Origin of the sequence: Variovorax sp. W2I14, assembly GCF_050435205.1 — a bacterium.
In the GTDB taxonomy this organism is placed as follows: Bacteria; Pseudomonadota; Gammaproteobacteria; order Burkholderiales; family Burkholderiaceae_C; genus Variovorax; species Variovorax paradoxus_C.
Window position 1 is genome coordinate 333,354 of record NZ_JBNDJX010000001.1, and the last position, 24,075, is coordinate 357,428.

A 24,075-nucleotide genomic window follows, 5' to 3' on the forward strand; every position below is an offset into this window, starting at 1 on the left:
AAAACGGATCACACACCTTCGACAACGATCATGCGCATGATCGCGGCGCCCTGACGCGCTGTGCGCGCCTTGCCGTATTCGGGCGATTCATTGAATTTCTTCGCGGCTTCGACGCTCGGGAACTTGAGGATCACGATGCGCTGCGGCGCCCAGTCGCCCTCGAGCACTTCGACCTTGCCGCCGCGCGCGCACACCTCGGCGCCGTGCGCCTTCATGGCTTCGGTGGACCACTTCTTGTAGTCCTCGTACTGGACCGGGTTGGTGACTTCGACGTTGGCGATGATGTAGGCGCTGGTCATTGCTGAAAGATGTCCTCGAGAAAAGTGTTTTTCTTGGTGACCCGGTCGAGCGCGACGAGCGTCTCGAGCAGGGCCTTCATGTGCTTGAGCGGCACGGCGTTGGGGCCGTCGCTCAATGCCTTGGCGGGATCGGGGTGCGTTTCCATGAAGAGGCCGGCCACGCCCACGGCCACGGCCGCGCGAGAGAGCACGGGCACCATCTCGCGCTGGCCGCCCGAGGTCGTGCCTTGGCCGCCGGGAAGCTGCACCGAGTGGGTGGCGTCGAACACCACCGGCGCCTGGGTCTCGCGCATGATCGCTAGCGAGCGCATGTCCGAGACGAGGTTGTTGTAGCCGAAGCTCGCCCCGCGTTCGCAGGCCATGAAGCTGTCTTCGTCCAGGCCCGCTTCCTTGGCGGCCGCGCGCGCCTTGTCGATCACGTTCTTCATGTCGTGCGGCGCGAGGAACTGGCCCTTCTTGATGTTCACCGGCTTGCCCGACTGCGCCGCGGCGTGGATGAAGTCGGTCTGGCGGCAGAGAAACGCGGGCGTCTGAAGCACGTCGACCACCTTGGCGGCCTCGGTGATGTCTTCGGTGGTGTGCACGTCGGTCAGCACCGGCAGGCCGAGTTCGCGCTTCACCTTGGCGAGGATTTCAAGGCCCTTGTCACGGCCCGGGCCGCGAAAGCTCGTGCCCGAGGAGCGGTTGGCCTTGTCGAAGCTGCTCTTGAAGATGAACGGAATGCCCAGCGCCGAAGTGATTTCCTTCAGCGTCCCGGCGGTGTCCATCTGCAGCTGCTCGGATTCGATCACGCAGGGGCCGGCAATCAGGAAGAAGGGCTGGTCCAGCCCGACGTCGAACCCGCAGAGCCTCATTCGGACGCCTCCGCGCTGCGCACTGCGGTGTTCGCCTTCGAAACGGCCCAACGGCTCATGCAACAGCCTTCAGGCTCTTCGAGCCGCCCGCGCCCTGGGCCTTGTGATCGAGCGCTGCCTTGATGAACGCATTGAAGAGCGGGTGGCCGCCCCACGGCGTCGACTTGAACTCGGGGTGGAATTGCACGCCCATGAACCACGGGTGCACGTCTTGCGGCAGTTCGACGATTTCGGTCAGGTGCTCGCGCTGCGTGAGCGCCGAGATCACGAGGCCGGCGGCGCGCAGTTCGTCCAGGTAATTCACGTTGGCTTCGTAGCGGTGGCGATGGCGCTCGGTGACCACGTCGCCGTAGATGCTGTGGGCCAAGGTGCCCGGCGAGACGTCGGAGCTCTGCGCGCCCAGGCGCATGGTGCCGCCCAGGTCGGACTTCGCGTCGCGCGTCTTCACTGTGCCGTCGGCGTCCTTCCACTCGGTGATCAGCGCGATCACGGGGGGTGGGGGTCTCGGGGTCGAACTCGGTGCTGTTGGCGTTCTTCAGGCCCGCCACATGGCGCGCGTATTCGATGGTGGCCACCTGCATGCCCAGGCAGATGCCCAGGTACGGCACTTTGCCTTCGCGGGCGAAGCGGGCCGCGGAAATCTTGCCTTCCACGCCGCGCTGGCCGAAGCCGCCGGGCACGAGGATGGCGTCGTATTTCGCGAGGCGCGAGACGTCCTGCGCCGAGATGGTTTCGGAGTCGATGTAGTCGATCTTCACGCGCGCATGGTTCTTCATGCCGGCGTGGCGCAGCGCCTCGTTGAGCGACTTGTAGCTGTCCGACAGATCGACGTACTTGCCGACCATGGCGATCGAGACTTCCTGCTGCGGATGCTCGACCTCGTAAACCAGTTCGTCCCAGCGCTGCAGCTTGGCGGGCGGGGTGTTGATGCGCAGCTTGTCGCAGATGAGGCCGTCCAGGCCCTGCTCGTGCAGCATGCGGGGCACCTTGTAGATGGTGTCCACGTCCCACATGGAGATGACGCCCCATTCGGGCACGTTCGAGAACAGCGAGATCTTGGCGCGCTCGTCGTCGGGGATCGGGCGGTCGGCGCGGCACAGCAGCACGTCGGCCTGGATGCCGATGGCGCGCAGTTCCTTGGCCGTGTGCTGCGTCGGCTTGGTCTTGAGCTCGCCGGCGGCGGCAATCCAGGGCACGTACGACAGGTGCACGAAAGCGGAGTTGTTCGGGCCGTTGCGCAGGCTCATCTGGCGCACGGCTTCGAGGAAGGGCAGCGACTCGATGTCGCCGACCGTGCCGCCGATCTCGACGATGGCCACGTCGACCTCGTGCGAGGTGCCGATGCCGGCGCCGCGCTTGATGTATTCCTGAATTTCGTTGGTGATGTGCGGGATCACCTGCACCGTCTTGCCGAGGTAGTCGCCGCGGCGTTCCTTCTCGAGCACGGTCTTGTAGATCTGGCCGGTCGTGAAGTTGTTGGCCTTGCGCATCCGCGTGTTGATGAAGCGCTCGTAGTGGCCGAGGTCGAGGTCGGTCTCGGCGCCGTCATCGGTGACGAACACCTCGCCATGCTGGAAGGGCGACATCGTGCCGGGATCGACATTGATGTACGGATCAAGCTTGATGAGGGTGACTTGGAGGCCGCGCGATTCGAGGATCGCAGCGAGAGAGGCGGAGGCGATTCCCTTGCCAAGGGAAGATACGACACCACCGGTGACGAAGACAAATTTGGTCATGCCAGTTCCGGATGCGTGAATCCGGGCAGTGGGAAATTGCGATTATAGGTGTGCCCTTTGCGACACCTTCCGCCAAAGGCTTGTTGCCATTTGTTCGATGACCTATGAGCAACAATACGGCCCATGCAAGATCTCGCCGGAAAACACATCGTCCTGGGACTCACGGGCGGCATCGCCTGCTACAAGTCGGCCGAGCTTTGCCGGCTCTTCGTGAAGGCCGGCGCCACCGTCCAGGTCGTGATGACCGAGGCGGCCGAGCAGTTCATCACGCCGGTGACGATGCAGGCGCTTTCCGGCCGCACCGTCTACACCTCGCAGTGGGACACCCGCGAGCCCAACAACATGCCGCACATCAACCTGAGCCGAGAGGCCGATGCGATCGTGCTGGCGCCGTGCAGCGCCGACTTCATCGCCCGCCTGGTGCAGGGCCGCTCCGACGACCTGCTGAGCCTGATGTGCCTGGCCCGCCCGATGGACCGCATTCCGCTCCTGATCGCCCCCGCGATGAACCGAGAGATGTGGGCCCATCCGGCCACCCAGCGCAACCTGATGCAGGTGTCGGCCGACGGCGCGACCGTGCTGGGCGTGGGCAGCGGCTGGCAGGCCTGTGGGGAGACCGGCGACGGGCGCATGCTCGAGCCGGCGCAACTCCTCGAGGACATCACGGCCTTCTTCCAGCCCAAGTTGCTGGCAGGGCAGAAGGTGCTGGTCACCGCGGGCCCGACCTTCGAGGCGCTGGACCCGATTCGCGGCATCACCAATCACTCGTCCGGCAAGATGGGTTTTGCCATTGCCCGCGCCGCGCGCGAGGCCGGTGCCGAAGTCACGCTGGTGGCTGGCCCCGTGCACCTGCCGACGCCGCGCGGCGTGACCCGCGTCGATGTGCTCTCCGCCCAGGACATGCTCGAAGCCACCACCCGCGCAGCGCAGGGCGCTAGCATTTTTGTAGCTACCGCCGCCGTCGCCGATTGGCGCCCGGCCACGCACCGCGACCAGAAGATCAAGAAGGACGGCAGCGGCAAGACGCCGGTGCTCAATTTCGTGGAGAACGCCGACATCCTGCTGACGGTCGCCAAGAGCGAGCGGGCGCAGGCCAAGAAGCTGTTCTGCGTCGGCTTCGCGGCCGAGAGCGAGAACCTCGTCGAACACGCCAAGGCCAAGCGCGAGCGCAAGGGCATTCCGCTCCTGGTGGGCAACATCGGCCCGCTGACCTTCGGCCAGGACGACAACGCACTGCTGCTCGTGGACGCCAACGGCGTGCGCGAACTGCCCCGCGCACCCAAGCTCACGCTGGCGCGTGAACTGATGACGGAGATTGCCGCACGACTTCCCGACTGGAGAGCCTGATGAACACCGAATCGAACACGCCGCCCAATGGCGACTTCGCCCGCTACGTCGAGCAGCTTTCGGCGCGGGCGGCACTGCCGAAACGGCCGGCGCAGCCGGGGGAGCCCGGCCTGGATGTCGGCATGAACCAGTCGCCTGGCCAGCAGGGTCCAGTCTCGGCCGCAATGCAGCGCGCCGACCTGCCGAACGGCGCGGTGCCGAAGCGGGAGCCGGGCTCGTTCGACCCGGTGCTGCTCAAGGTGCTGGGCGCGGTGGGAGCGCTCGTATTCGTGGTGCTCTGGTCGATCGGTGTGCCGTTCTTCGTGTTGGTCGCAGGGTTCGCTGTGGCGGCCTGGTTCGGCAAGAGTTTTTTCAAGGGTTTGAAGCTGACGCCTGGCGTGGCCAAGTGGCAGCAGGTGCTCGAAGAGGCCGCCCGCAAGCAAAGAGAACAGCAACAACAAAAGCAAGGCAAGTAAGTGAAAGTCGACGTTCGTATCCTCGATCCACGCATGGTGGATCAATTGCCCGCATATGCCACCCCCGGAAGCGCCGGCCTCGACCTGCGGGCCTGCCTCGATGCCCCGATCACGCTGGAGCCCAACGGCTGGCAGCTGGTGGGCACCGGCATCGCGATCCACCTGGCCGACCCGGCGTTCGCGGCGCTGATCCTGCCGCGCTCGGGGTTGGGCCACAAGCACGGCATCGTGCTGGGCAACCTCGTCGGGCTGATCGACAGCGACTACCAGGGCGAGCTCAAGATCAGCGCCTGGAACCGCAGCGACACGCCCTTCGTGCTGCAGCCGATGGAGCGGCTCGCACAACTGGTGATCGTGCCGGTGGTGCAGGCGCAGTTTCGGGTGGTGACGGAATTCGAGGCGTCGCAGCGCGGCGAGGGCGGCTACGGCTCCACGGGCAAGCACTGAGCGAGCACCGAAAGCTGAAGCCAGCCTGAGTAACTGCCAGGTAAGCGAGGGGTAAAGAGCGGAACCGCCGCAGAGGCGCCGCGCTCGAAAGTTTCAGCATGTGTCTTGCGTCATCGCAGCGAAAGCTGTGGCGTTATTCACAGGCAGCGCACTTTCTCGCGCAGTTCTATTCGAGGAGCCTCTCAACATGAAGATCTCAATGCGCTTCGTATCCGTCACCGCTTCCGTGCTGGCCGTGGCCACGCTCACGGCCTGTGTTGCCCCCATGCCGGTCTACCAGACCTCGCGCTACCCCTACCAGGCGCCGCCGCAAGCCATTCAGTACCGCGAGGCCTCCCACGTCGAATACGGCCATGTGGCCAACATCGAGGTGCTGCGCAGCGAGACTGCCGGCACCGGTACTTCCGGCGGCGGTGCTGTCGCCGGTGGTGTCATCGGCGGCGTGGTCGGCAACCAGTTCGGGCGCGGCAACGGCAGGGCCGCGGCGACCGCGCTGGGCATCGTGGGCGGTGCCTTGCTGGGCAACACCATCGAGGCGCAGCAGAACGGGCCGCGTGTCTACGAGAGCTATCGGGTGTCGGTGCAGACCGATCACGGCGGTTATCGGGCGTTCGACGTGCAAAGCCCCGGCGACCTGCGCATCGGCGACCGGGTGCGCATCGACAATGGCCAGATTTCGCGCATGTAAGCCGCCCATGCGGGCACAAAAAAACCGGGCAGCGCCCGGTTTTTTTATGTCTGCAGTCCTCAGTGCAGCATCTGGTTGCCCGGTGCCATCGGCGGCACCTTGAAGAAGGCCGTACCCGCGGTGCCGCGCCCGACTTCTTCCTCCGTCGCCTCGCGCACCGACCGTACGGTGATGTCCAGGCGGATCGCGATGCCGGCCAGCGGATGGTTGCCGTCGAGCACCAGGTGGTCGGGGTAGATTTCGGCGACCGTGTAGAGCGCGTCCCGAGGGATGCTGTCGCTCACGCCCTTCGGCAATGCCGAGCCGTCGAAGGTCATGCCTTCTTCCGTGCCCTCGGGAAACAACGAGCGCGGCTCGAGGAAGAGCATCTGGTCGTTGAAGTCGCCGAAGCCCTGTTCGGGCTCGACCTGCAATTGCACACGGGCGCCAGGCTCATGGCCTTGCAAGGCCGCCTCGATGACGTCGAAAAGATCGTCGCCGCCCACCATGAATTCGACCGGCTCGTCGAGCACATCCAGCACGTCGCCGAGCGTGTCTTTCATCGTCCAGGTCAAACCGACCACGCATTGTTCAGAGATTTCCATTGCAGAATTCTCCCATGGAGATTACACAACCGCTGCCGTTGCTCGGCGGCCTGAGCGCCGCGCAGTTCATGCGGCGGTACTGGCAGAAGAAGCCGCTGCTGGTCCGCCAGGCCATTCCCGCCATGGTGCCACCGATCGATCGCAGCGCGCTGTTTGCGCTGGCCGAGCGCGAAGAGGTGGAATCGCGCCTCATCCGCCATGGCAAGGCCGGCTGGTCGCTCAAGCACGGCCCGCTGCCGCGGCGGGCCCTGCCGCCCTTGAAGCAACCCGCCTGGACCCTGCTGGTGCAAGGCGTCGACCTGCACCACGACGGCGTGCACGACCTGCTGCGGCAGTTCCGCTTCCTGCCCGATGCACGCCTGGACGACCTGATGATCAGCTACGCGAGCGACACCGGCGGGGTCGGTGCGCATTTCGACAGCTACGACGTGTTCCTGCTGCAGGCCCAGGGCCGCCGCCGCTGGTCCATCGGCAAGCAGGGCGACCTGCGCCTGCAGCCGGACGTGCCGCTCAAGATCCTCGAGAACTTCGAGCCGGAAGAGACCTTCGTGCTCGAGCCCGGCGACATGCTCTACCTGCCCCCCAAGTACGCCCATGAAGGCGTGGCGGTGGGCGACGACTGCATGACCTTTTCCATCGGCCTGCGCTCGTCCGCCCTGGGCGAACTCGGCGCCGATCTGCTCGCGCGCATGGCGCAGGCCTATTCGGAAGACCTCGAGGACGCCGGCCACACGGAACTGGCGCGCTACCGCGACCCGACGCAGCCCGCGGTCGATACGCCGGCCGCAATGCCCACTGCACTGCAGGACTTCGCACGCAAGGCCGTCGAGGCCGCGTTGCGCGACCCCGATGCCATCGACCGCGCCCTCGGCGAATCGCTGACCGAGCCCAAGGCCAACATCTGGTTCGACGAAGGCGGCGACGTGCCCGACGCGACGCAGCAGGTGGCGCTCGACCGCCGCACGCGCATGCTCTACGACACGCGCCACATCTACATCAACGGCGAGAGCTTCCGCGCGGGCGGCGCTGATGCCGCGCTGATGCGCAAGCTGGCCGACCGGCGCTCACTTGGCCCGCGCGAGCTGGCGCGGGCCAGCGAAGGGGCGCTGGCGCTGCTGGGCGAGTGGTGCGAGGCGGGCTGGGTTCATGCCGACTGACGACAACAGCACTTCGCCGCCGCCGCTGCTGCCCGAAGGCCGGTTCGACGGCCGCGAGGCTTTCGGCGGGATGGTTCGCCATGCGCTTTCGGCCGCCGCGCGCGAAGGTTGGAAGGAGATCGTCTTCAGCGATCCAGACTTCGCCGACTGGCCGCTGGGCGAACGCGCCAGCATCGAGGCGCTGCAGGCCTGGTTGGCCAGCGGCCGGCGCTTCGTGCTGCTGGCCCAGCGCTTCGACGTGATCGCGCGCAGCCACGCGCGCTTCGTGCCGTGGCGCCGCATGTGGGACCACATCATCGAATGCCGGGCCACCGGCAAGGTCGGGGCCGAGGTGCCGAGCGCGATCTGGACACCCAACTGGTTCGCGCACCGCATCGACCCCGAGCGCTGCCGCGGCGTCTGCGGCGCCGATCCGCGCGCCCGCCGCGAACTGCGCGAAGCCATCGACGAGAGCTGGCGCGTGGGGCGGCCGGCATTTCCGGCATCGACACTCGGCTTGTAAGCCAATGCCGCGAATGCGGCCGCGAGACATATTCAGGCGGAGATGCGGGTCTAGAATTTTTTCGTTCCAGACATTCTTTGCCAAAGGAGTTCTCATGAAGAAGTCGTCGTCCGTCCTGATTGCCTCGTTGATCGCCGCTGCCGCACTCGTTGCCTGCGGCAAGAAAGAAGACGCCGCACCGGCAGTCGTGACCCCGCCGCCCGCGCCCGTGACCGAGCCCGCGGCACCGCCCCCCGCAGCCGCGCCGGCACCTTCTGCAGATCCGGCCGCAAGCGCGCCGTCGCCTGGCGCTTCGTCGGCCCTGGACAACGCGAACGCAGCGACGGAAGCCGCGAAGAAGAACGAAGCACCCAAGCAATAAGCCGGGTCTTCACACAGCAGAAAGCCGCCCCAGGGCGGCTTTTCTATTTGGATCTTTGACCGGTCAGCTGGCGGTCAGACATCCAGCCAGGGCGAGCCCTCGGCCGCGGTGGCGGTAAGCATTTCCGCCTCATGGCCACCCAGCGCCTCGGCCATAAGGCGCCGCACGATGTCGGGCCGGTTGTTCTGCTCGCTCAAGTGCGCTGCAACCACGTGGCGCAGGCCGTCGTGGCGCACCGCGCGCGCTATCTCCGCCGCCGCTGCATTCGACAGGTGCCCGTAGTTGCCGCCGACGCGCAGCTTGAGAAAAGGTGGATAGGCCGAGTTGGCCAGGAGCTCGCTGTCGTGGTTGAACTCGAGCAGCAGCGCATGCACGCCGGCCAGGCGATTCAGCACATGGGCCGTGGCATGCCCCAGGTCGGTCAATACGCCGAGCGTGCGTGCGCCGTCCGTGCAGCGAAGCTGCAGTGGCTCACGCGCATCGTGCGGCACGGTGAAGGGCTGCACGCCGATGTCGCCGACGGCGAACTCCGCGTCGTCGCGCGCCAGGTTCAGCCGGCCCTCGAAGTCGCGGCCGCCCGTGGCGAGCCAGGTGCCTTCGCTCATCCAGACGGGAATGCGGTTGCGCCGCGAGAGCGTGTGGGCGCAGCCGATGTGGTCGCCGTGCTCGTGGGTGATGAAGATGGCGTCGATGTCGCCGGCGGCGAGGCCCGCCTGGGCCAGCCGCTGATCGAGCTGCCGGATGCCGAAGCCGCAGTCGACGAGGAGCCGGGAGGTGCGGCCGGCGCTGGTCGCCTCGACCAGCGCGGCATTGCCCGTGCTGCCGCTACCGAGGCTTCGGAAGCGGAGCATGCGGGTTACTTCAGGTCGTCGGCAATGACCTTGACGATGCGCTGCGCGTTGGCCGAGGTTTCGGGCGCGCCGGCTTCGTTCTGCACCGAGACGGTGGTCGATTCGCCTTGGCTCTTCACGAGGATGCGGAACTTGATCGGCTTTTCGTCCTTGGACGAGCTGCTGAACAGCTTGCCGAAGAAGCCTTCTTCCTTCTTGTCGGGGTTCGGCGTCACGTAGCGCACGTAGTAGATGCCGGCGCTGCGGTCGCGGTCTTCCACGGTGAAGCCGGTGCGGTCGAGCGCAAGGCCGACGCGGCGCCATGCGCGCTCGAAGCCTTCGCTGATCTGCACCACGGGCTGGTTGCCCACGCTGGCGATGGTGGCGGTCTTTGCCGGCGCCGAGGTGGCGGCCAGGATCTTCGATTGCTCTTGCGAGACGCCCAACTTCACCATCAGGCGGCGCAGGAACTCGGTTTCGAGTTCAGGGTCGCTCGGGCGCGGCTGCCACACGGTCTGGTCCTGGCGCGAGTTGTTGTAGACCTCCTGCATGCCGCGGTGGCTGATGAAGATCTCGGTGCCGTTGGTCGTGCGTTCGATGCGGGTGCGGAAGCGGTCGAGTTCGCCGGTGGAGTAGACCGAGTCGACCAGCTTGCCCAGCGTGCCGCGGATGATGTCCTGCGGCAGCTTGGCGCGGTTTTCGGCCCAGTCGGTTTCCATGATGCCGAGGTTGCGCTGCTCGGTGGTCAGCAGGAAGCCGCTTTCCTGCCAGAAGTCCTTCACCGGCTCCCAGAGCTGGTCGGGCGTGCGGTTGATGACGATCCAGCGCTGCGTGCCCGCGCGTTCCATGCGCACATCGCCGATGTTGGCGACGGCGGTGGGCACGCCCGGCGCATTGGCGATGCCGGTCTGGTACGAATTGGCGCTGACTGCGCCGCCGGGCACCGCATAGCGGTTGTCGCGCGAGAGTTGCGACAGGTCGGGCGGGACTTCGAGCGTTGGGGCCTTGCCGGCGCTCTTGTAGTCGATCTTGTCGCTCTCGAGCACGGAGCAGGCGGCGAGGCTGGCAACCAGGGTGGTCAGCAGTGCATATCGCGAAAGTTGCGAAAGGTTCTTCAACGTCGTCTTCCTTGTTGGAATGGTTCGATCAATCTATGGGCCGCAGTGCCCGCCATCTCTGAGCACGGTTCGGGCAAAAGGTTGCTTAACCTTGTTGCGGCCAGGGAAAAAGCGGATCGCAGGCGTATTGGGGATTGGCTCAGTTCTTGAGCAGGCCGGTGGCGCGCAGGGCGCCCTCGACCGCCGGACGGCTGGCTTCGCCGAGTTCGGTGAGCGGCAGCCTGAGGGCACCGCCGCAGAGGCCGAGCCGGGCCATGGCCCACTTGAGCGGAATCGGGTTGGGTTCGACGAACAGGTTGCGGTGCAGCGGCATGAGTTCGAACTGAATCTGCATCGCGCGCTTCACGTCGCCGGCGATGGCAGCCACGCACAGTTCATGCATCTTGCGCGGCGCGATGTTGGCCGTGACGCTGATGTTGCCCTGGCCGCCGCACAGCATGAGCGCAACGGCGGTCGGGTCGTCGCCCGAATAGACGGCAAAGTTCTTGGGCACATCGCGAATGAGCCACTGGGCGCGTTCGATGTTGCCGGTGGCTTCCTTGATGCCGATGATGCCGGGCACTTGTGTGAGGCGCAGCACCGTGTCGTGCGCCATATCGGCGACGGTGCGGCCGGGCACGTTGTACAGCACGATGGGCAGGTCGCCCACGGCCTCGGCGATGGCCTTGAAGTGCTGGTACTGGCCCTCTTGCGTGGGCTTGTTGTAGTAGGGCACGACCTGCAGTTGCGAATCGGCGCCAACGCCCTTGGCGAACTTGGCCAGCTCGATGGCTTCCTTGGTCGAATTGGCGCCGCAGCCGGCCATCACGGGCACGCGGCCCTTGGCTTGCTCGACCGAGACGCGGATGATTTCGCAGTGCTCTTCGACATCGACCGTCGGCGATTCGCCGGTGGTGCCGACCACGCCAAGGCAGTCGGTGCCTTCGTCGATGTGCCAGTCGATGAGTCGCCGCAGGGCGGGGTAGTCGACACTGCCGTCGTCGTGCATCGGCGTGACGAGCGCGACGATGCTGCCTGTCAGTTGCTCCAAGGGGGAATCTCTTTGTCGGTGGACGAAAGCGCCGATTCTACTTACTCCGGGCGTCGCCAAGGCGTCGCGCCCGGCCCCCTCAGTTTCCCTTAAGGAGGGCGCGCAGCGGAGGGCCCGCAAGGGGCGCGGGCGCACGGATGGCGGCAATGCGCTGCACGAAGCGCGCTGGTTCGGGGAGGAACCCGTCCTCGTAGGCCACCACACGCAGATCCGCACAGGCCGCTAGCAGTTCGCCGGGCTGCAGCAGGAAGTCGGCCCGCGACGGCTTGCCCACCGTTTCGTTGCCGGCGGCGAAGGTCTCGTAGAGCAGCACGCCGCCAGGGGCCACGGCGGCCACGATGTCGGCCATGCGGGGGCGCCACAGGTAATTGGTGACGACCACTGCGCCGAAGGTCTGGCCTGCGAAGGGCCAGGGGCCCGATTCGATGTCGGCCGTGATGGCCTGTCCGAAGGCGCCGGCTGCCTCGGTCGCTTCCGGTGACCGGTCGACGCCCGTAACTGGATGCCCGCGCCCGGCAAACCACTGCATGTGCCGGCCTGCGCCGCAGGCCACATCGAGCACCGTGGCATCGGCGGCCAGCAAGTGCGACCAGCGCACGATCCATTCCGAAGGCGTGCCCGCGCCATGCAATGGTGCTACATCTTTCATAGCAATTCAGCCTGCTTCAGAAGCACGACCACACCTGGTCGACCAGCGTCACGAGAAATTCCGGATGCGTATAGAGCATGAACACGCCCGCCAGCGCCGCCGCTACGGCCGCAAGCCAGCCGGCGTGTGCGAGGTGGTGGCGCATCTGGCGAGTCATGGCCCGATTGTGTTCGCCCGCAATCAACCCGGCACAGCCGCCGGCCGCACCGCACGGGCGATGGCGTGCTCCTTGACCGGCAGGTTGATCAGCGCCGCGAACACCCCCAGCGCGATGGCGATGTACCAGACGATGTTGTAGCTGCCGGTCGTGTCGTACAGGTAGCCGCCGAGCCACACGCCCAGGAACGAGCCGACCTGGTGGCTCAGGAACACGAAGCCGCTGAGCATCGACAGGTGCGCCACCCCGAAGATGCCCGCCACGATCGCATTCGTCGCTGGCACGGTCGAGAGCCAGAGGAAGCCCATCGCCGCCGAGAAGACATACACGCTCATCGGCGAGATCGGCACGATCAGGAACAGCGCGATCGAGATTGCGCGCGCGAAGTAGATCGCCGCGAGGATCTTGCGCTTGGCGAGGGTCTGCCCCAGCAGGCCGACCGTGTAGGTGCCGAACACATTGAAGAGCCCGATCAGCGCCAGCGCGTAGCCGGCGACGTCGGCCGACAGGCTCCGGTCGCGGAGGTACGTCGGCATGTGGATGCCGATGAAGGCCAACTGGAAGCCGCAGACGAAATAGCCCGCCATCAGGAGGCCGAAGCTCGGATAGCGGAAGGCTTCGCCCACCGCCTGCAGTACCGACTGGTCGCGGTGCCCGGCGAGCGCCGCCGTCTTCGGCTCGCGCAGGCCGAAGGCCAGCGGCACGATCACCAGAACCAGCACCGCGAGCACGGCCAAGGCGGTCTGCCAGCCCAGCTGGCCGATCAGGCGTCCCTCGATGGGCGCCATCAGGAACTGGCCGAACGAGCCGGCCGCCGCCGCCACGCCCATCGCCCAGGAGCGCCGCTCGGCCGGAATCTGCCGCCCGATCACGCCGTAGATCACCGCGTAGGTCGTGCCCGCCTGCGCCGCGCCGATCAGCACGCCCGCGCTGAGGGTGAACAGCAGCGGCGTCGGCGAATGCGCCATGCCCAGCAGCCCCAGCCCGTAGAAGATCGCACCGCCGATCAGCACCCGGAACGCCCCGAAGCGGTCGGCCAGCATGCCGGCGAACACGCCGAAGATGCCCCAGGAGAGGTTCTGGATCGCGAGCGCGAAGGAGAAGGTCTGCCGGCTCCAGTCCTGCGCCTGCGTGATCGGCTGCAGCCAGAGGCCGAAGCCGTGGCGGATGCCCATCGAGAGCGTGACGATCATGGCGCCGCAGAACAGCACCTGCTTGATCGAGAGGGTGGGGGTGGAGGCTTGCATGCCGTCGAATGTAGCCATTGCGTGCTGCGGCAGGCGCGCGGGCGGCCAAAGCCATTGATGATTTATCGGCGCCGTTTCAATGCGCATCCGGCATCAAAGCGCCTGCTGTATGGGTATCCAGTTGTTTGGCGGCGACTGACTACAATCCGCCCCCATGGCGACTCCTCTCAAGACAACCTCAGAATCCGCTTCCGGCTACTCGGAAGGCTCCATCCGCGTGCTCAAGGGCCTCGAGCCCGTCAAGCAGCGCCCGGGCATGTACACCCGGACCGACAACCCCCTGCACATCATCCAGGAAGTGCTCGACAACGCGGCCGACGAGGCGCTGGCCGGCTACGGCAAGAAGATCAAGGTCACGCTGCATGCCGACAACTCGGTGAGCATCGAAGACGACGGCCGCGGCATTCCGTTCGGCCTGCATCCCGAGGAAAAAGCCCCCGTGGTCGAACTGGTGTTCACCCGCCTGCACGCCGGCGGCAAGTTCGACAAGGGCTCCGGCGGCGCCTACAGCTTCTCAGGCGGCCTGCACGGCGTGGGCGTGTCGGTGACCAATGCGCTTTCGAAGCGGCTCGAAGTCACCTCCCACCGCGAAGGCTCGATCGCCAGGTTGGCCTTCAGCGCCGGCGACGTGATCGAGGCGCTCGAAATCCGAAAGCTCGAGGCCGGCGAACGTAAGCAGGGCACCACCGTGCGCGCCTGGCCCGACGCCAAGTACTTCGAAACCGCCGCGCTCCCGATGAGCGAGCTCACGCACCTGCTGCGCAGCAAGGCGGTGCTGATGCCCGGCGTGAGCGTCACGCTCACGGTCGAGAAGACCAAGGAAACGCAGCAGTGGCTCTACAAGGGCGGCCTGAGCGACTACCTCATGCAGACGCTCAACGGCGATCCGGTGATCCCGCTCTTCGAGGGCAGCGGCCATGCCGACAAGAACGCCGACAACTTCGCCGAAGGCGAGGGCGCCGACTGGTGCGTGGCCTTCACCGAAGACGGCCAGCCGGTGCGCGAGAGCTACGTCAACCTGATTCCCACCAGCGCCGGCGGCACGCACGAAAGCGGCCTGCGCGACGGCCTTTTCACTGCGGTGAAGGGCTTCATCGAACTGCATTCGCTGCTGCCCAAGGGCGTGAAGCTGTTGCCCGAAGACGTGTTCGCGCGCGCTTCGTACGTGCTGAGCGCCAAGGTGCTCGATCCCCAGTTCCAGGGCCAGATCAAGGAGCGCCTGAATTCGCGCGACGCGGTGCGGCTGGTGTCCAGCTTCGTGCGCCCGGCGCTCGAACTCTGGCTCAACCAGCACGTCGACTACGGCAAGAAGCTCGCCGAACTCGCCATCAAGGCCGCACAGACCCGCCAGCGCGCCGGCCAGAAGGTCGAGAAGCGCAAGGGCTCCGGCGTGGCCGTGCTGCCGGGCAAACTGACCGACTGCGAGAGCAAGGACATCAGCCACAACGAGGTCTTCCTGGTCGAGGGCGACTCCGCCGGCGGCAGCGCCAAGATGGGCCGCGACAAGGAAAGCCAGGCCATCCTTCCGCTGCGCGGCAAGGTGCTCAACACCTGGGAAGTGGAGCGCGACCGGCTCTTCGCCAACACCGAAATCCACGACATCTCGGTGGCCGTGGGCGTCGATCCGCACGGCCCCAACGACTCGCCCGACATGAGCGGCCTGCGCTACGGAAAGATCTGCATCCTCTCCGATGCCGATGTGGACGGCTCGCACATCCAGGTGCTGCTGCTCACGCTGTTCTTCCGTCACTTTCCGAAACTCATCGAAACCGGCCACGTGTATGTCGCGAAGCCGCCGCTGTTCCGGGTCGATGCGCCCGCGCGCGGCAAGAAACCGGCCTCCAAGGTCTACGCGCTCGACGAGGGCGAGCTGACCGCCACACTCGACAAGCTGCGTAAAGACGGCGTGCGCGAAGGCGCCTGGAGCATCAGCCGCTTCAAGGGCCTGGGCGAGATGAGCGCGGAACAATTGTGGGAAACCACGCTCAATCCCGATACCCGGCGCCTGATGCAGGTGCAGCTGGGACGCTTCGACTTCACCTCCACCCAAGGCGAGATCACCAAGCTCATGGGCAAGGGCGAAGCGGCCGCCCGGCGCGAGTTGATGGAACTGCGCGCCGATGACGTCGACATCGATGTTTGACCCCCGTGACCCTCACAGATTTCATGCGTCCGTTGCTGTTGGCTTTGCTGCTGTGCCTGCAGCAGGGAATGGCGCACGCCGCTGACATCTACGGCTACATCGACAGCAAAGGCGTCGCGCACTTCGCCGCCGAGAAGGTCGATGAGCGCTACCAGATCTTCTTTCGCGGCGGCCAGAGCTTCGACACCGCGCAGGGCATCTCGCCGCTCTCGCGCAGCGGGCGCAAGTTCGACGGCAAGGTGCCGCCGGCGTCGCAGAGCCTGCTGGCGCTCTTCGAGGCCTCGCCCAGCTACAAGACGGCCAAGGCAGCGCTGCGCGATGCGTCGAACAAGCATTCGATCGACTACGAACTGCTGCAGGCGCTGATCGCCACCGAATCCGGCTTCGATGCGCAGGCCGTCTCGCCCAAGGGCGCGATGGGCCTGATGCAGCTCATGCCCGCGACCGCACAGCGCTACGGCGTTGCGGCGGACAAGCGCACGAGCATCGAGAAGAAGCTGTTCGACCCCCGCATCAACATCGCCGCCGGTTCCCGCTACCTGCGCGACCTGATCGCGATGTTCCCTGGGCAGATCGAACTGGCCCTTGCCGCCTACAACGCGGGCGAAGGGGCGGTGCAGCGCGCGGGCAACAAGATCCCGAACTACAAGGAAACGCAGAACTACGTGCAGACAGTGCTGCAGCTCTACGCGTACCTGAAGCCCGGTGCGACCGGGGGGCGCATCGGTGGCGGCGGCAAGTCGCCTGGCCGCATCCGCATGGAAATGGGCGGTGCCGTCGGCCGCGGCAACATGCCGCCCGACCGGCCCTGGCTGCCGGCCGCTTCGCCGGCCACCAAGCCTGCCGTGCCTGCGCTGATGGAGCCGGCCGATGTGCCGACCTCTCCCTACATGCCCGAAGTGCCGGTCTCGTCCATGACGGGCGCGCCTTCGGTGGCCATGTCCGAATAAACAAGCAACAAAAATCTTCCGGAAACGACAGACGATGGATTCCCAACCTCCGCTCGACCTCGGCGGCCCGACCGACGGCGACACCACCCTCACACTGGCCGACTACGCGCAGACCGCCTACCTCGAATACGCGCTCAGCGTGGTCAAGGGCCGCGCGCTGCCTGATGTGTCCGACGGCCAGAAGCCGGTGCAGCGGCGCATCCTGTATTCGATGTCGCGCATGGGCCTGGGCTTCGGCGGCACCAACGGCACCGTGGGCGCCAAGCCCGTCAAGAGCGCGCGTGTGGTCGGCGACGTGCTCGGCCGCTTCCACCCGCACAGCGACCAGGCCGCCTACGACGCGCTGGTGCGCATGGCGCAAGACTTCTCGCAGCGCTACCCGCTGGTCGACGGCCAGGGCAACTTCGGCAGCCGCGACGGCGACGGCGCCGCGGCCATGCGCTACACCGAGGCGCGCCTGGCCCGCATCACCAGCCTCTTGCTCGACGAGATCGACGAAGGCACGGTCGATTTCATTCCCAACTACGACGGCAGCACCGAAGAACCGCGCCTCCTGCCCGCGCGGCTGCCGTTCACGCTGCTGAACGGCGCGAGCGGCATCGCCGTGGGTTTGGCCACCGAAATCCCGAGCCACAACCTGCGCGAGATCGCCGACGCCTGCGTCGCGCTGATCAAGTCGAACGGCAAGCTGAGCGAAGAAGAGCTCTTCGCCATCGTGCCCGGCCCCGACTACCCGGGCGGCGCACAGATCATCAGCGGTGCCAGCGACATCGCCGATGCCTACCGCACCGGCCGCGGCTCGCTCAAGGTGCGCGCGCGCTGGAAGATCGAAGACCTCGCGCGCGGCCAGTGGCAGCTCGTCGTCAACGAACTGCCGCCCGGCGTCAGCACGCAGAAGGTGCTCGAGGAAATCGAGGAAATCACCAATCCGAAGGTCAAGGCCGGCAAGAAGGCGCTCTCGGCCGACCAGACGCAACTGAAGGCCGCGATGCTTTCTGTGCTCGACGTGGTGCGCGACGAATCGAGCAAGGACGCCGCAGTGCGGCTGGTGTTCGAGCCCAAGACCTCGCGCATCAGCCAGGAAGAATTCATCACGACGCTGCTCGCGCAGACCTCGCTCGAAACCTCTTCGCCGATCAACCTCACGATGGTCGGCATCGACGGCAAGCCCACGCAGAAGTCGCTGCGCCAGATGCTCAACGAGTGGATCGCGTTCCGCGAGATCACCGTCGAGAAGCGCTCGCGGCATCGCCTGAACAAGGTGCTGGAGCGCATCCACATCCTCGAGGGCCGGCAGCTGGTGCTGCTGAACATCGACGAGGTGATCGCGATCATCCGTGCGGCGGAAGATCCGAAGGCGGCGCTCATCGCGCGCTTCAATCTCAGCGAACGGCAGGCCGAGGACATTCTTGAAATCCGCCTGCGCCAACTCGCGCGGCTCGAAGCCATCAAGATCGAACAGGAGCTCAAGGGCCTGCGCGAAGAGCAGAAGAAGCTCGAAGACATCCTCGGCAGCCCGGCCACGCTGCGCCGACTGCTGATCAAGGAAATCGAGGCCGATGCCAAGACCTTCGAAGACCCGCGCCGCACGCTGATCCAGGCCGAGAAGCGCGCCGTGGCCGAAGTGAAGGTGGTCGACGAGCCCGTGACCGTGATCGTCTCGCAGAAGGGCTGGGTCCGCGCGCAGAAGGGCTGGGCGAGCGAAAAGGCCGCCGGCAACGGAGGCGCGGCACCGGAGTACAGCTTCAAGTCGGGCGACACGCTCTATGGCGCCTTCGAATGCCGCAGCGTCGACACGCTGCTCGTGTTCGGCTCCTCCAAGGACAAGAGCGTGCGCGTCTACACCGTGCCCGTGGCGTCGCTCCCCGGCGCGCGCGGCGACGGCCAGCCCGTCACCACGCTCATCGAGCTCGATGCCGGCACGCACGTCACGCATTTCTTCGCGGGCCCGGTGGGCGCCAGCGTGCTTCTGGCCAACACCGGCGGCTACGGCTTCATCGCCACGGTCGAGAACATGATGTCGCGCCAGCGCGGCGGCAAGGCCTTCATCGACGTGGGCGAGGGCGAACAGCTCTGCCGTCCTTCGCTGGTGGGCGGGCGCGAGCGGTGCCGAGCCGATGCCGGCCGCCACGCACGTGGCCTGCGCCTCGACCGGCGGCCGCATCCTGACCTTCGACATCGCCGAGCTCAAGAGCCTGCCCAAGGGCGGCCGCGGCCTCACGCTGATCGACCTGGAACCCAAGGACACCCTCGCGGGCGCCGCGGCCTACACGCGCAGCGTGAAGATCGAAGGCATCGGCCGCGGCGGCAAGGAGCGCGACGAGACGCTGGAAATCCGCACCCTCAACAACGCACGCGGCACCCGCGCGCGCAAGGGCAAGGCGGCCGACCTGGGCTTCAAGCCGGCCAGCATCGTGCGGGTGCTGTGATGGGCGGCATCGACATCAGCGTCATCGGCCTGTTCATCGCGGTGGTCACCGGCCTCGCCAGCTTCCTGGTGGGCCGGCACTTCCGGATGAAGCGCGCAGCCAAGCGGCGCGAGAAGGACCGCGCCGCGGCGCAGGCCATCGAGACGCGGCAGGTGCGGCGGGCGCGCGAGCGGCGCGAAGGCGGCAGGTAGGCCGGGCGTGCAGGCAAGGGGCTAGCGCAGCCCCTGCCACCACCGCGTATTGGTCCGCGCCTGCCCCACCGTCACCACTTCGCCGATCACCGGCGTCGCCAGCTCGATCTTCTTGGCTTCCGTGAGGCTCGCGATGCGGTCCAGCGGGTCGTGCCAGGTGTGGAAGGAAAGATCGAAGGTGCTGTTGTGCACCGAGAAGAACACCTTGCCGCGCAGGTCTTCGAAGGCCTGCACGCTTTGTTCGGGCGTCATGTGCACGCCGGGCCAGTAGGCATCGTAGGCGCCGTTTTCCATCAGCGCGAGGTCGAAGCCGCCGAAGCGGTCGCCGATCTGCTTGAAGCCCTGGAAGTAGCCCGAGTCGCCGCTGTAGAAGATGCGCTGCTCGCCGCTCTGCACCACCCATGAGGCCCACAGCGTTCGGCCGCGGTCGGAGAGCGTGCGGCCCGAGAAATGCTGGGCGGGCGTGGCGGTGAGCTTCACGCCGTCGTGCTCGGCGTCCTGCCACCAGTCGAGCTCGGTCACCCGCTCGGCGGGCACGCCCATCACCACCAGCCGCGAGCGCACGCCCAGCGGCACGAAATAACGCTTCACGCTCTTGGCGAGGTATTCGATGGTCGCCACGTCGAGGTGGTCGTAGTGGTCGTGCGAGAGGATCACGCCTTCGATGGGCGGCAACTGCTGCAGCGTGAGCGGCGGCTTGTGAAAGCGCTTCGGCCCGGCCCACTGCACGGGCGAGGCGCGCTCGCTGAACACCGGGTCGATCAGCCAGTACTTGCCCTGCAGCTTGAGCAGGTGCGACGAGTGACCAAGGCGCACCACGTGGTTGGCCTTGGCGTCGAGCGCGTCCAGGTCTTTCGCGCTGATCTCACGGACCGGGATCGCATCGACCGGCACCGTGTCGACCTTGCTGCCGACGATGAACCGCGACCAGATGCGCCAGGCGCTGGCCGAGGGCTTCTCGTCGGGGTTGGCCATGTTCTGGAACACGCCGTCCCGGAACTGCGGCGAGTTCTCGTAGCGTGTCTCACCGCCACCAGCGGCACTGCAGCCCGCGACGAAGGCGCAGCCGGCCGCGGCGAGCGCCGTGCCCCGGCGCAGGAGTTGGGGCAGGTAGGACCCCTGCGAAGCCGAATCGTCAGCCATGGAAAGAACCTCTGGACGTGTGTTTGTGGTGAGGCGCGAGACTATCCCGGGCGGATGTTTCAATGGTTTCAGCGACAGAAACATTCGGCGGGCAAGGGAATTTTCAAGGCGGGCGCGCCATGCCCAGCCAGGCCCGTCCGTAGGCCATGCGCCCTATGGCACGCACCGCTTCGGCGCGGCACACTCGGGGCCTTCATGGGCCAGGAGAAGGTGATACAAAAATGAGCGGCAACCGCTATCCCATCATCTACGTGCGTGGCTACGCCATGACCGAATCCGAGCGCGACGAGACCGCGGCCGATCCGTTCTGCGGTTTCAACGTGGGCTCCACGGTCTACCGCGCCACCGTCAAGAAAGACGCGCCCGCGCAGAAGTTCGTCTTCGAGTCGCCGGTGGTGCGCCTCCTGGCCGACTTCCAGTACCAGAGCGTTTATCAGAACGGCCTGGACATCCTGGACGACGACTGGAAGCCCTCGCCCGATGCCACCGGCAAGGATGTCGACGGCATCCCCTCCGCCTCGGTCATCATCTACCGCTACTACGACACTGGCTCCGAGTTGCTGGGGGATGGCAAGGCGCGCAACATCAAGTTCTACGCGCAGGGTTTGAGCAAGCTGATCCTGCGGGTGCGCGACCTCGTGGGGCAGCGCGAGGGGGCTGCCGCGGCAGCCGATTTCCGCTGCTACCTCGTGGCGCATTCGATGGGCGGGCTGGTGGTGCGTGCCTTCCTGCAAAACCCGGCCTTGGGCGATGCCGCCGCGCGGGCCTGCGTCGACAAGGTGTTCACCTATGCCACGCCGCACAACGGCATCGACATGGGCGGCGTCAACATCCCGGCCTGGCTCACGGCCAACGAGATGAACACCTTCAACCGCGAGAAGATGTCCGAGTTCCTCGCCACACCCGCCATCGACGGCCGCATGGACTATCTGCCGGCCTCGGCCTTCCCGGCCGAGCGCTTCTTCTGCATGGTCGGCTCCAACCGCGGCGACTACGAAACCGCCAAGGGGCTCTCGCGCATGTTCGCGGGCCACGGCAGCGACGGGCTGGTGCGCATCGAGAACGCCTCCCTCTGGTCCATCGACGCGAACAAGAAGACGCAGCCCGTGGCCACGGCCTACGCCTTTCGTTCGCATTCGGGCTACTTCGGCATCGTCAACTCCGAGGAGGCGTACCAGAACCTCGTGCGCTTTCTCTTCGGCGATGTGCGCGTCGACCTCTGGTTCGACGTCGACGGCGTGACCCTGCCCCCCGATCTGCCCAAGGACGCCGACATCGATGCGCTCTACCAGGTCGAACTGCTGGCCGCGCCGCGCGGCAAGCGCTGGTACCTGAGCCGGCGCGTGGCCGAGGAAGACTCGCCCGCCTGCCGCACGCACAAGGAGCTGACCGATGCGAAGAAGCCCGAGCGCCGCTCGATCTATCTCTCGACCGTGTTCCTTGCCAACAAGGCCCGCGTCAACCAGGACCGCCCGACGCTCGCCTATGCCATGACGCTGGGCGTGCGCGTGCCCGACTACCAGGTGAACAAGAAGTTCTGGCTCGACGGGCACTACGAGGGAAGTTCGCTCTTCCGCGACACGCTCGTCATCGAGATCGCGCCGCCCCAGGCGGACGACCCGACGCAGAACTGGAACCTCAAATACGGCTGGCAGACCGACACGGCAGGGCAGGCGTCGCTGCCGATCAGTCCGAAGCAGCTGGCCGGCGGCAAGCTGCAGTTCATCGTGCCGCTCTCCAGCCTCGGTGCCGCAGCGGCGGCGCCCGGCATCTCCGGCAAGGTGCGGCTGGAAGTGAGCGCCTGGAGTTGAGGTCATGAATCCGACGGCGGGCCCCACAATCGCACCTCACATGCACTACCTCCTCTTCGTCGGCGCGCTCATCTTCTTCGCGTTCATGACGCCGCTCAAGCTCGCGATCGCGGTCTGCGCGCTGGTGCTGTTCGTGACCGTGGTGGTGAAGGTCTCGGCGCAGGTCGTGGCGGGTGTGTCGCCGAGCCTGGGCGAGTCGTTCAGGTCGGTGTTCTATGCCTCCCTGCTCGTGGCGCTGGTGTTGCTGGCCTACATGAGCTTCTCCAGCGGAACCGGCATTCACCATGTCGAGGGGCTGCCCGCGATCGCGGTGATGGCGGGGCTGTTCGTGGCCTACACGCTGGGTTTCCAGATCGGCATCGGCACCTCGTTCGGTGCCAGCGCGGTCGTCGCAATCATCTCCACTCTCTTGTCCGGTGCCATCCTCTGGTCGGTCAAGGGCATTGCCTTCTAGCTGGCACCATGAAAACTGCAGTTCTCGTCATCGATGTGCAACGCGGCCTTTGCGACGACCCGCCGCGACCGCACGAGGCCGGAGAAGTGATCGAGCGCATCAACGCCCTCACCGTGCGGGCCCGCGCGGCCGGCGCACCGGTGGCCTTCATCCAGCACGAGAACGCAATCGACCTGGAGTTCGATTCCGAACGCTGGCAGCTTGCCGATGCGCTGCAGGTCGATGCAGCCGACACCCGGATCCGCAAGACCACGCCCGACTCGTTCCTCCGCACACCGCTCGAAGCGTGGCTCATGGGGCAGGGCGTGCGACGTGTGGTGGTCTGCGGCTACTCGTCGGAATTCTGCGTGGACACCACCGTCCGCCGCGCGGCCGCACTGGGCTACGAAGTGGTGCTCGCGGCAGATGCGCACACCTCGCACGACAAGCCGCATGCCACCGGCGCCCTCATCCGCGCGCACCACAACGCGACGCTGTCGGACATCACGAGCTTCGGCGTGCGCATCAGCGCGGTCGACAGCGCGAAGGTCGGGTTGAGCGATTGATCTTCAGGGCATGCGCCCTGTCTTGAGCGCATGGGCCCAGTCCGGCCGCCCGTTCTCCAATGCAAGTTTCGCCATGGCCGTGTGGTCGTACGGAACGGTGATGAGCCTGGCGGTCCAGTCTCCGTCGCGCTGCTCGACGATGGCGTAGCGCGCAAGCGGCGAGCCGGTTTCGACGGCGTGCGGATAGGGATGGATGTCGTCGTACGCCGGCAGGCCGACGCTGCCGGGGTTGACGATCAGTTGTCCGCTGGACGCACGCGCCACGCGCGGCACGTGCGTGTGCCCGCAGGCGACCAGCGCAGCATCGACATCGCCGAGCCGCGCATCGATTTCCGCCTGCGTGGCCGCGCGGAAGTCGCCGGGCTCGACGGTCTCCAGGAAGTATTCGAGATCGCTCGCCGGTGTGCCGTGGCAGAGCATCACGTCCGCGCTGAAGCGGTGTGTGTGCCCAAGCGATGCCATCCAATCGAACTCCTTCGCACCGAGCCGTGCGTGCGCGAATGCATCGGATGCGCCGCGCTTGTCTGGGGGTACGGTGAGCAACTGGCGCTCATGGTTGCCGGCGAGCTGCACCCAGTCCTGCGCCATCAGGAACTGGGCGGTCTCCAGCGGCATCAGCGGGCCCGAGAGGCTGTCGCCCAGGTTGACGATGTCGTCCACACCGCGGCGTTCGATGTCCTCGACCACGGCTTCGAGTGCGGGGAGGTTTCCGTGGATGTCGGAGACGAAGGCGATGCGCATTCTTGGGCCTGTGCAGGAAGCGGGGAGGGCGCGATCTTAGTTCGCGTTCGGTCTTGCTCGCATGGGTGTTCGGGGCGTGCGCACAGGCCACCGGGTACTCCCCTCCGCGAATGTCCCCCGGCTTCGCCTCCTCCTTGATTTCGCTGCGGGGAGCACCCGATGCCCTGCGCGCACAAGGCGCTGTCGTGGTGCTGGCCGATCGACCGG

General features: G+C 66.5%; 24 protein-coding genes and 2 pseudogenes. 14 read left to right on the forward strand and 12 right to left on the reverse strand.

Annotated features, from left to right (window positions below; genetic code table 11):
- Window positions 1-8: 8 nt before the first annotated feature.
- The 3 genes and pseudogenes from QF040_RS01615 to QF040_RS01625 form a co-directional block, all read right to left on the reverse strand.
- A complete protein-coding gene (locus tag QF040_RS01615) occupies window positions 9-299 on the reverse strand; it encodes a DUF1330 domain-containing protein (RefSeq protein WP_013540609.1) in 291 nt (96 codons plus the stop codon).
- Window positions 296-1,153, reverse strand: coding sequence for a 3-deoxy-8-phosphooctulonate synthase (gene kdsA / locus QF040_RS01620; protein WP_429609498.1), 858 nt, complete (start codon window positions 1,151-1,153; stop codon window positions 296-298). The genes QF040_RS01615 and kdsA overlap by 4 nt, the downstream gene beginning before the upstream one ends.
- Window positions 1,154-1,208: 55 nt before the next feature.
- A pseudogene (locus QF040_RS01625) lies at window positions 1,209-2,889 on the reverse strand (CTP synthase).
- A gap of 123 nt (window positions 2,890-3,012) precedes the next feature.
- On the opposite strand from QF040_RS01625, the gene coaBC reads away from it, so the two are divergent.
- The 4 genes from coaBC (at window position 3,013) to QF040_RS01645 (ending at window position 5,826) form a co-directional block, all read left to right on the forward strand.
- The gene (gene coaBC / locus QF040_RS01630) at window positions 3,013-4,236 is read left to right on the forward strand and encodes a bifunctional phosphopantothenoylcysteine decarboxylase/phosphopantothenate--cysteine ligase CoaBC (protein WP_429609500.1); all 1,224 of its coding nucleotides are present in this window, start codon (window positions 3,013-3,015) and stop codon (window positions 4,234-4,236) included.
- Window positions 4,236-4,691: a hypothetical protein gene (locus QF040_RS01635; protein ID WP_429609502.1), complete on the forward strand. Its 456-nt coding sequence runs from the start codon at window positions 4,236-4,238 to the stop codon at window positions 4,689-4,691. The genes coaBC and QF040_RS01635 overlap by 1 nt, the downstream gene beginning before the upstream one ends.
- The gene (gene dut / locus QF040_RS01640) at window positions 4,692-5,138 is read left to right on the forward strand and encodes a dUTP diphosphatase (protein ID WP_306877456.1); all 447 of its coding nucleotides are present in this window, start codon (window positions 4,692-4,694) and stop codon (window positions 5,136-5,138) included.
- A gap of 187 nt (window positions 5,139-5,325) precedes the next feature.
- Complete coding sequence (locus QF040_RS01645) at window positions 5,326-5,826, forward strand: glycine zipper 2TM domain-containing protein (protein WP_429609504.1); 501 nt, start codon at window positions 5,326-5,328, stop codon at window positions 5,824-5,826.
- 59 nt (window positions 5,827-5,885) lie between these two features.
- On the opposite strand, the gene QF040_RS01650 is transcribed toward QF040_RS01645, so the two are convergent.
- Window positions 5,886-6,410, reverse strand: a complete 525-nt coding sequence (locus tag QF040_RS01650) for an FKBP-type peptidyl-prolyl cis-trans isomerase (protein ID WP_306877453.1) — start codon at window positions 6,408-6,410, stop codon at window positions 5,886-5,888.
- A gap of 14 nt (window positions 6,411-6,424) precedes the next feature.
- Between QF040_RS01650 and QF040_RS01655 the strand changes: the two genes are divergently transcribed.
- The 3 genes from QF040_RS01655 to QF040_RS01665 all read left to right on the forward strand — a co-directional run bounded on the left by QF040_RS01655 (window position 6,425) and on the right by QF040_RS01665 (window position 8,430).
- Window positions 6,425-7,567, forward strand: coding sequence for a JmjC domain-containing protein (locus tag QF040_RS01655; protein WP_429609506.1), 1,143 nt, complete (start codon window positions 6,425-6,427; stop codon window positions 7,565-7,567).
- Window positions 7,557-8,069, forward strand: coding sequence for a hypothetical protein (locus QF040_RS01660; protein ID WP_429609508.1), 513 nt, complete (start codon window positions 7,557-7,559; stop codon window positions 8,067-8,069). The genes QF040_RS01655 and QF040_RS01660 overlap by 11 nt, the downstream gene beginning before the upstream one ends.
- Before the next feature lie 94 nt (window positions 8,070-8,163).
- Window positions 8,164-8,430, forward strand: coding sequence for a hypothetical protein (locus tag QF040_RS01665; protein ID WP_198789487.1), 267 nt, complete (start codon window positions 8,164-8,166; stop codon window positions 8,428-8,430).
- 74 nt (window positions 8,431-8,504) lie between these two features.
- Here the strand turns inward: QF040_RS01665 and QF040_RS01670 are convergent, their stop codons facing one another.
- The 6 genes from QF040_RS01670 to QF040_RS01695 all read right to left on the reverse strand — a co-directional run bounded on the left by QF040_RS01670 (window position 8,505) and on the right by QF040_RS01695 (window position 13,461).
- The gene (locus tag QF040_RS01670) at window positions 8,505-9,281 is read right to left on the reverse strand and encodes an MBL fold metallo-hydrolase (protein WP_429609510.1); all 777 of its coding nucleotides are present in this window, start codon (window positions 9,279-9,281) and stop codon (window positions 8,505-8,507) included.
- 5 nt (window positions 9,282-9,286) lie between these two features.
- Complete coding sequence (gene bamC / locus QF040_RS01675; protein WP_306877447.1) at window positions 9,287-10,378, reverse strand: outer membrane protein assembly factor BamC; 1,092 nt, start codon at window positions 10,376-10,378, stop codon at window positions 9,287-9,289.
- Between the two features lie 139 nt (window positions 10,379-10,517).
- On the reverse strand, window positions 10,518-11,444 hold the full coding sequence (gene dapA / locus QF040_RS01680; protein ID WP_429614596.1) for a 4-hydroxy-tetrahydrodipicolinate synthase: 927 nt from the start codon (window positions 11,442-11,444) through the stop codon (window positions 10,518-10,520).
- A 43-nt stretch (window positions 11,445-11,487) separates the two neighbouring features.
- Complete coding sequence (locus QF040_RS01685) at window positions 11,488-12,057, reverse strand: class I SAM-dependent methyltransferase (protein WP_429609512.1); 570 nt, start codon at window positions 12,055-12,057, stop codon at window positions 11,488-11,490.
- 16 nt (window positions 12,058-12,073) lie between these two features.
- Window positions 12,074-12,214 carry a hypothetical protein gene (locus QF040_RS01690; protein WP_429609513.1) on the reverse strand — a complete coding sequence of 47 codons (141 nt, stop codon included), beginning with the start codon at window positions 12,212-12,214 and terminating at the stop codon, window positions 12,074-12,076.
- 23 nt (window positions 12,215-12,237) lie between these two features.
- A complete protein-coding gene (locus QF040_RS01695; protein ID WP_429609515.1) occupies window positions 12,238-13,461 on the reverse strand; it encodes an MFS transporter in 1,224 nt (407 codons plus the stop codon).
- Window positions 13,462-13,615: 154 nt separating this feature from the next.
- On the opposite strand from QF040_RS01695, the gene QF040_RS01700 reads away from it, so the two are divergent.
- The 4 genes and pseudogenes from QF040_RS01700 (at window position 13,616) to QF040_RS01715 (ending at window position 19,174) form a co-directional block, all read left to right on the forward strand.
- Window positions 13,616-15,604, forward strand: coding sequence for a DNA topoisomerase IV subunit B (locus QF040_RS01700; protein WP_429609516.1), 1,989 nt, complete (start codon window positions 13,616-13,618; stop codon window positions 15,602-15,604).
- A 23-nt stretch (window positions 15,605-15,627) separates the two neighbouring features.
- Complete coding sequence (locus QF040_RS01705) at window positions 15,628-16,554, forward strand: lytic transglycosylase domain-containing protein (protein WP_429614597.1); 927 nt, start codon at window positions 15,628-15,630, stop codon at window positions 16,552-16,554.
- Window positions 16,555-16,588: 34 nt separating this feature from the next.
- Window positions 16,589-18,983 (forward strand): annotated as a pseudogene (parC, locus tag QF040_RS01710) (DNA topoisomerase IV subunit A).
- Window positions 18,983-19,174 (forward strand): hypothetical protein, encoded by a 192-nt coding sequence (locus tag QF040_RS01715; protein ID WP_013540629.1) that lies wholly within the window; start codon window positions 18,983-18,985, stop codon window positions 19,172-19,174. The pseudogene parC and the gene QF040_RS01715 overlap by 1 nt, the downstream one beginning before the upstream one ends.
- A gap of 21 nt (window positions 19,175-19,195) precedes the next feature.
- Here QF040_RS01715 and QF040_RS01720 read toward each other — a convergent pair whose 3' ends face one another.
- Entirely contained in the window at window positions 19,196-20,317 is a 1,122-nt protein-coding gene (locus QF040_RS01720) for an MBL fold metallo-hydrolase (RefSeq protein WP_429609518.1), read from the reverse strand.
- 221 nt (window positions 20,318-20,538) lie between these two features.
- On the opposite strand from QF040_RS01720, the gene QF040_RS01725 reads away from it, so the two are divergent.
- Genes QF040_RS01725 through QF040_RS01735 form a run of 3 tightly spaced genes read left to right on the forward strand, consistent with a single transcriptional unit; the run spans window position 20,539 to window position 23,127 of the window.
- Window positions 20,539-22,128: an esterase/lipase family protein gene (locus QF040_RS01725; protein WP_429609519.1), complete on the forward strand. Its 1,590-nt coding sequence runs from the start codon at window positions 20,539-20,541 to the stop codon at window positions 22,126-22,128.
- 40 nt (window positions 22,129-22,168) lie between these two features.
- Window positions 22,169-22,582, forward strand: a complete 414-nt coding sequence (locus tag QF040_RS01730; RefSeq protein WP_429609521.1) for a hypothetical protein — start codon at window positions 22,169-22,171, stop codon at window positions 22,580-22,582.
- 8 nt (window positions 22,583-22,590) lie between these two features.
- Window positions 22,591-23,127 (forward strand): cysteine hydrolase family protein, encoded by a 537-nt coding sequence (locus QF040_RS01735; protein ID WP_429609523.1) that lies wholly within the window; start codon window positions 22,591-22,593, stop codon window positions 23,125-23,127.
- Between the two features lie 3 nt (window positions 23,128-23,130).
- Here QF040_RS01735 and QF040_RS01740 read toward each other — a convergent pair whose 3' ends face one another.
- On the reverse strand, window positions 23,131-23,868 hold the full coding sequence (locus QF040_RS01740; protein WP_429609525.1) for a metallophosphoesterase family protein: 738 nt from the start codon (window positions 23,866-23,868) through the stop codon (window positions 23,131-23,133).
- Window positions 23,869-24,075: the final 207 nt, after the last annotated feature.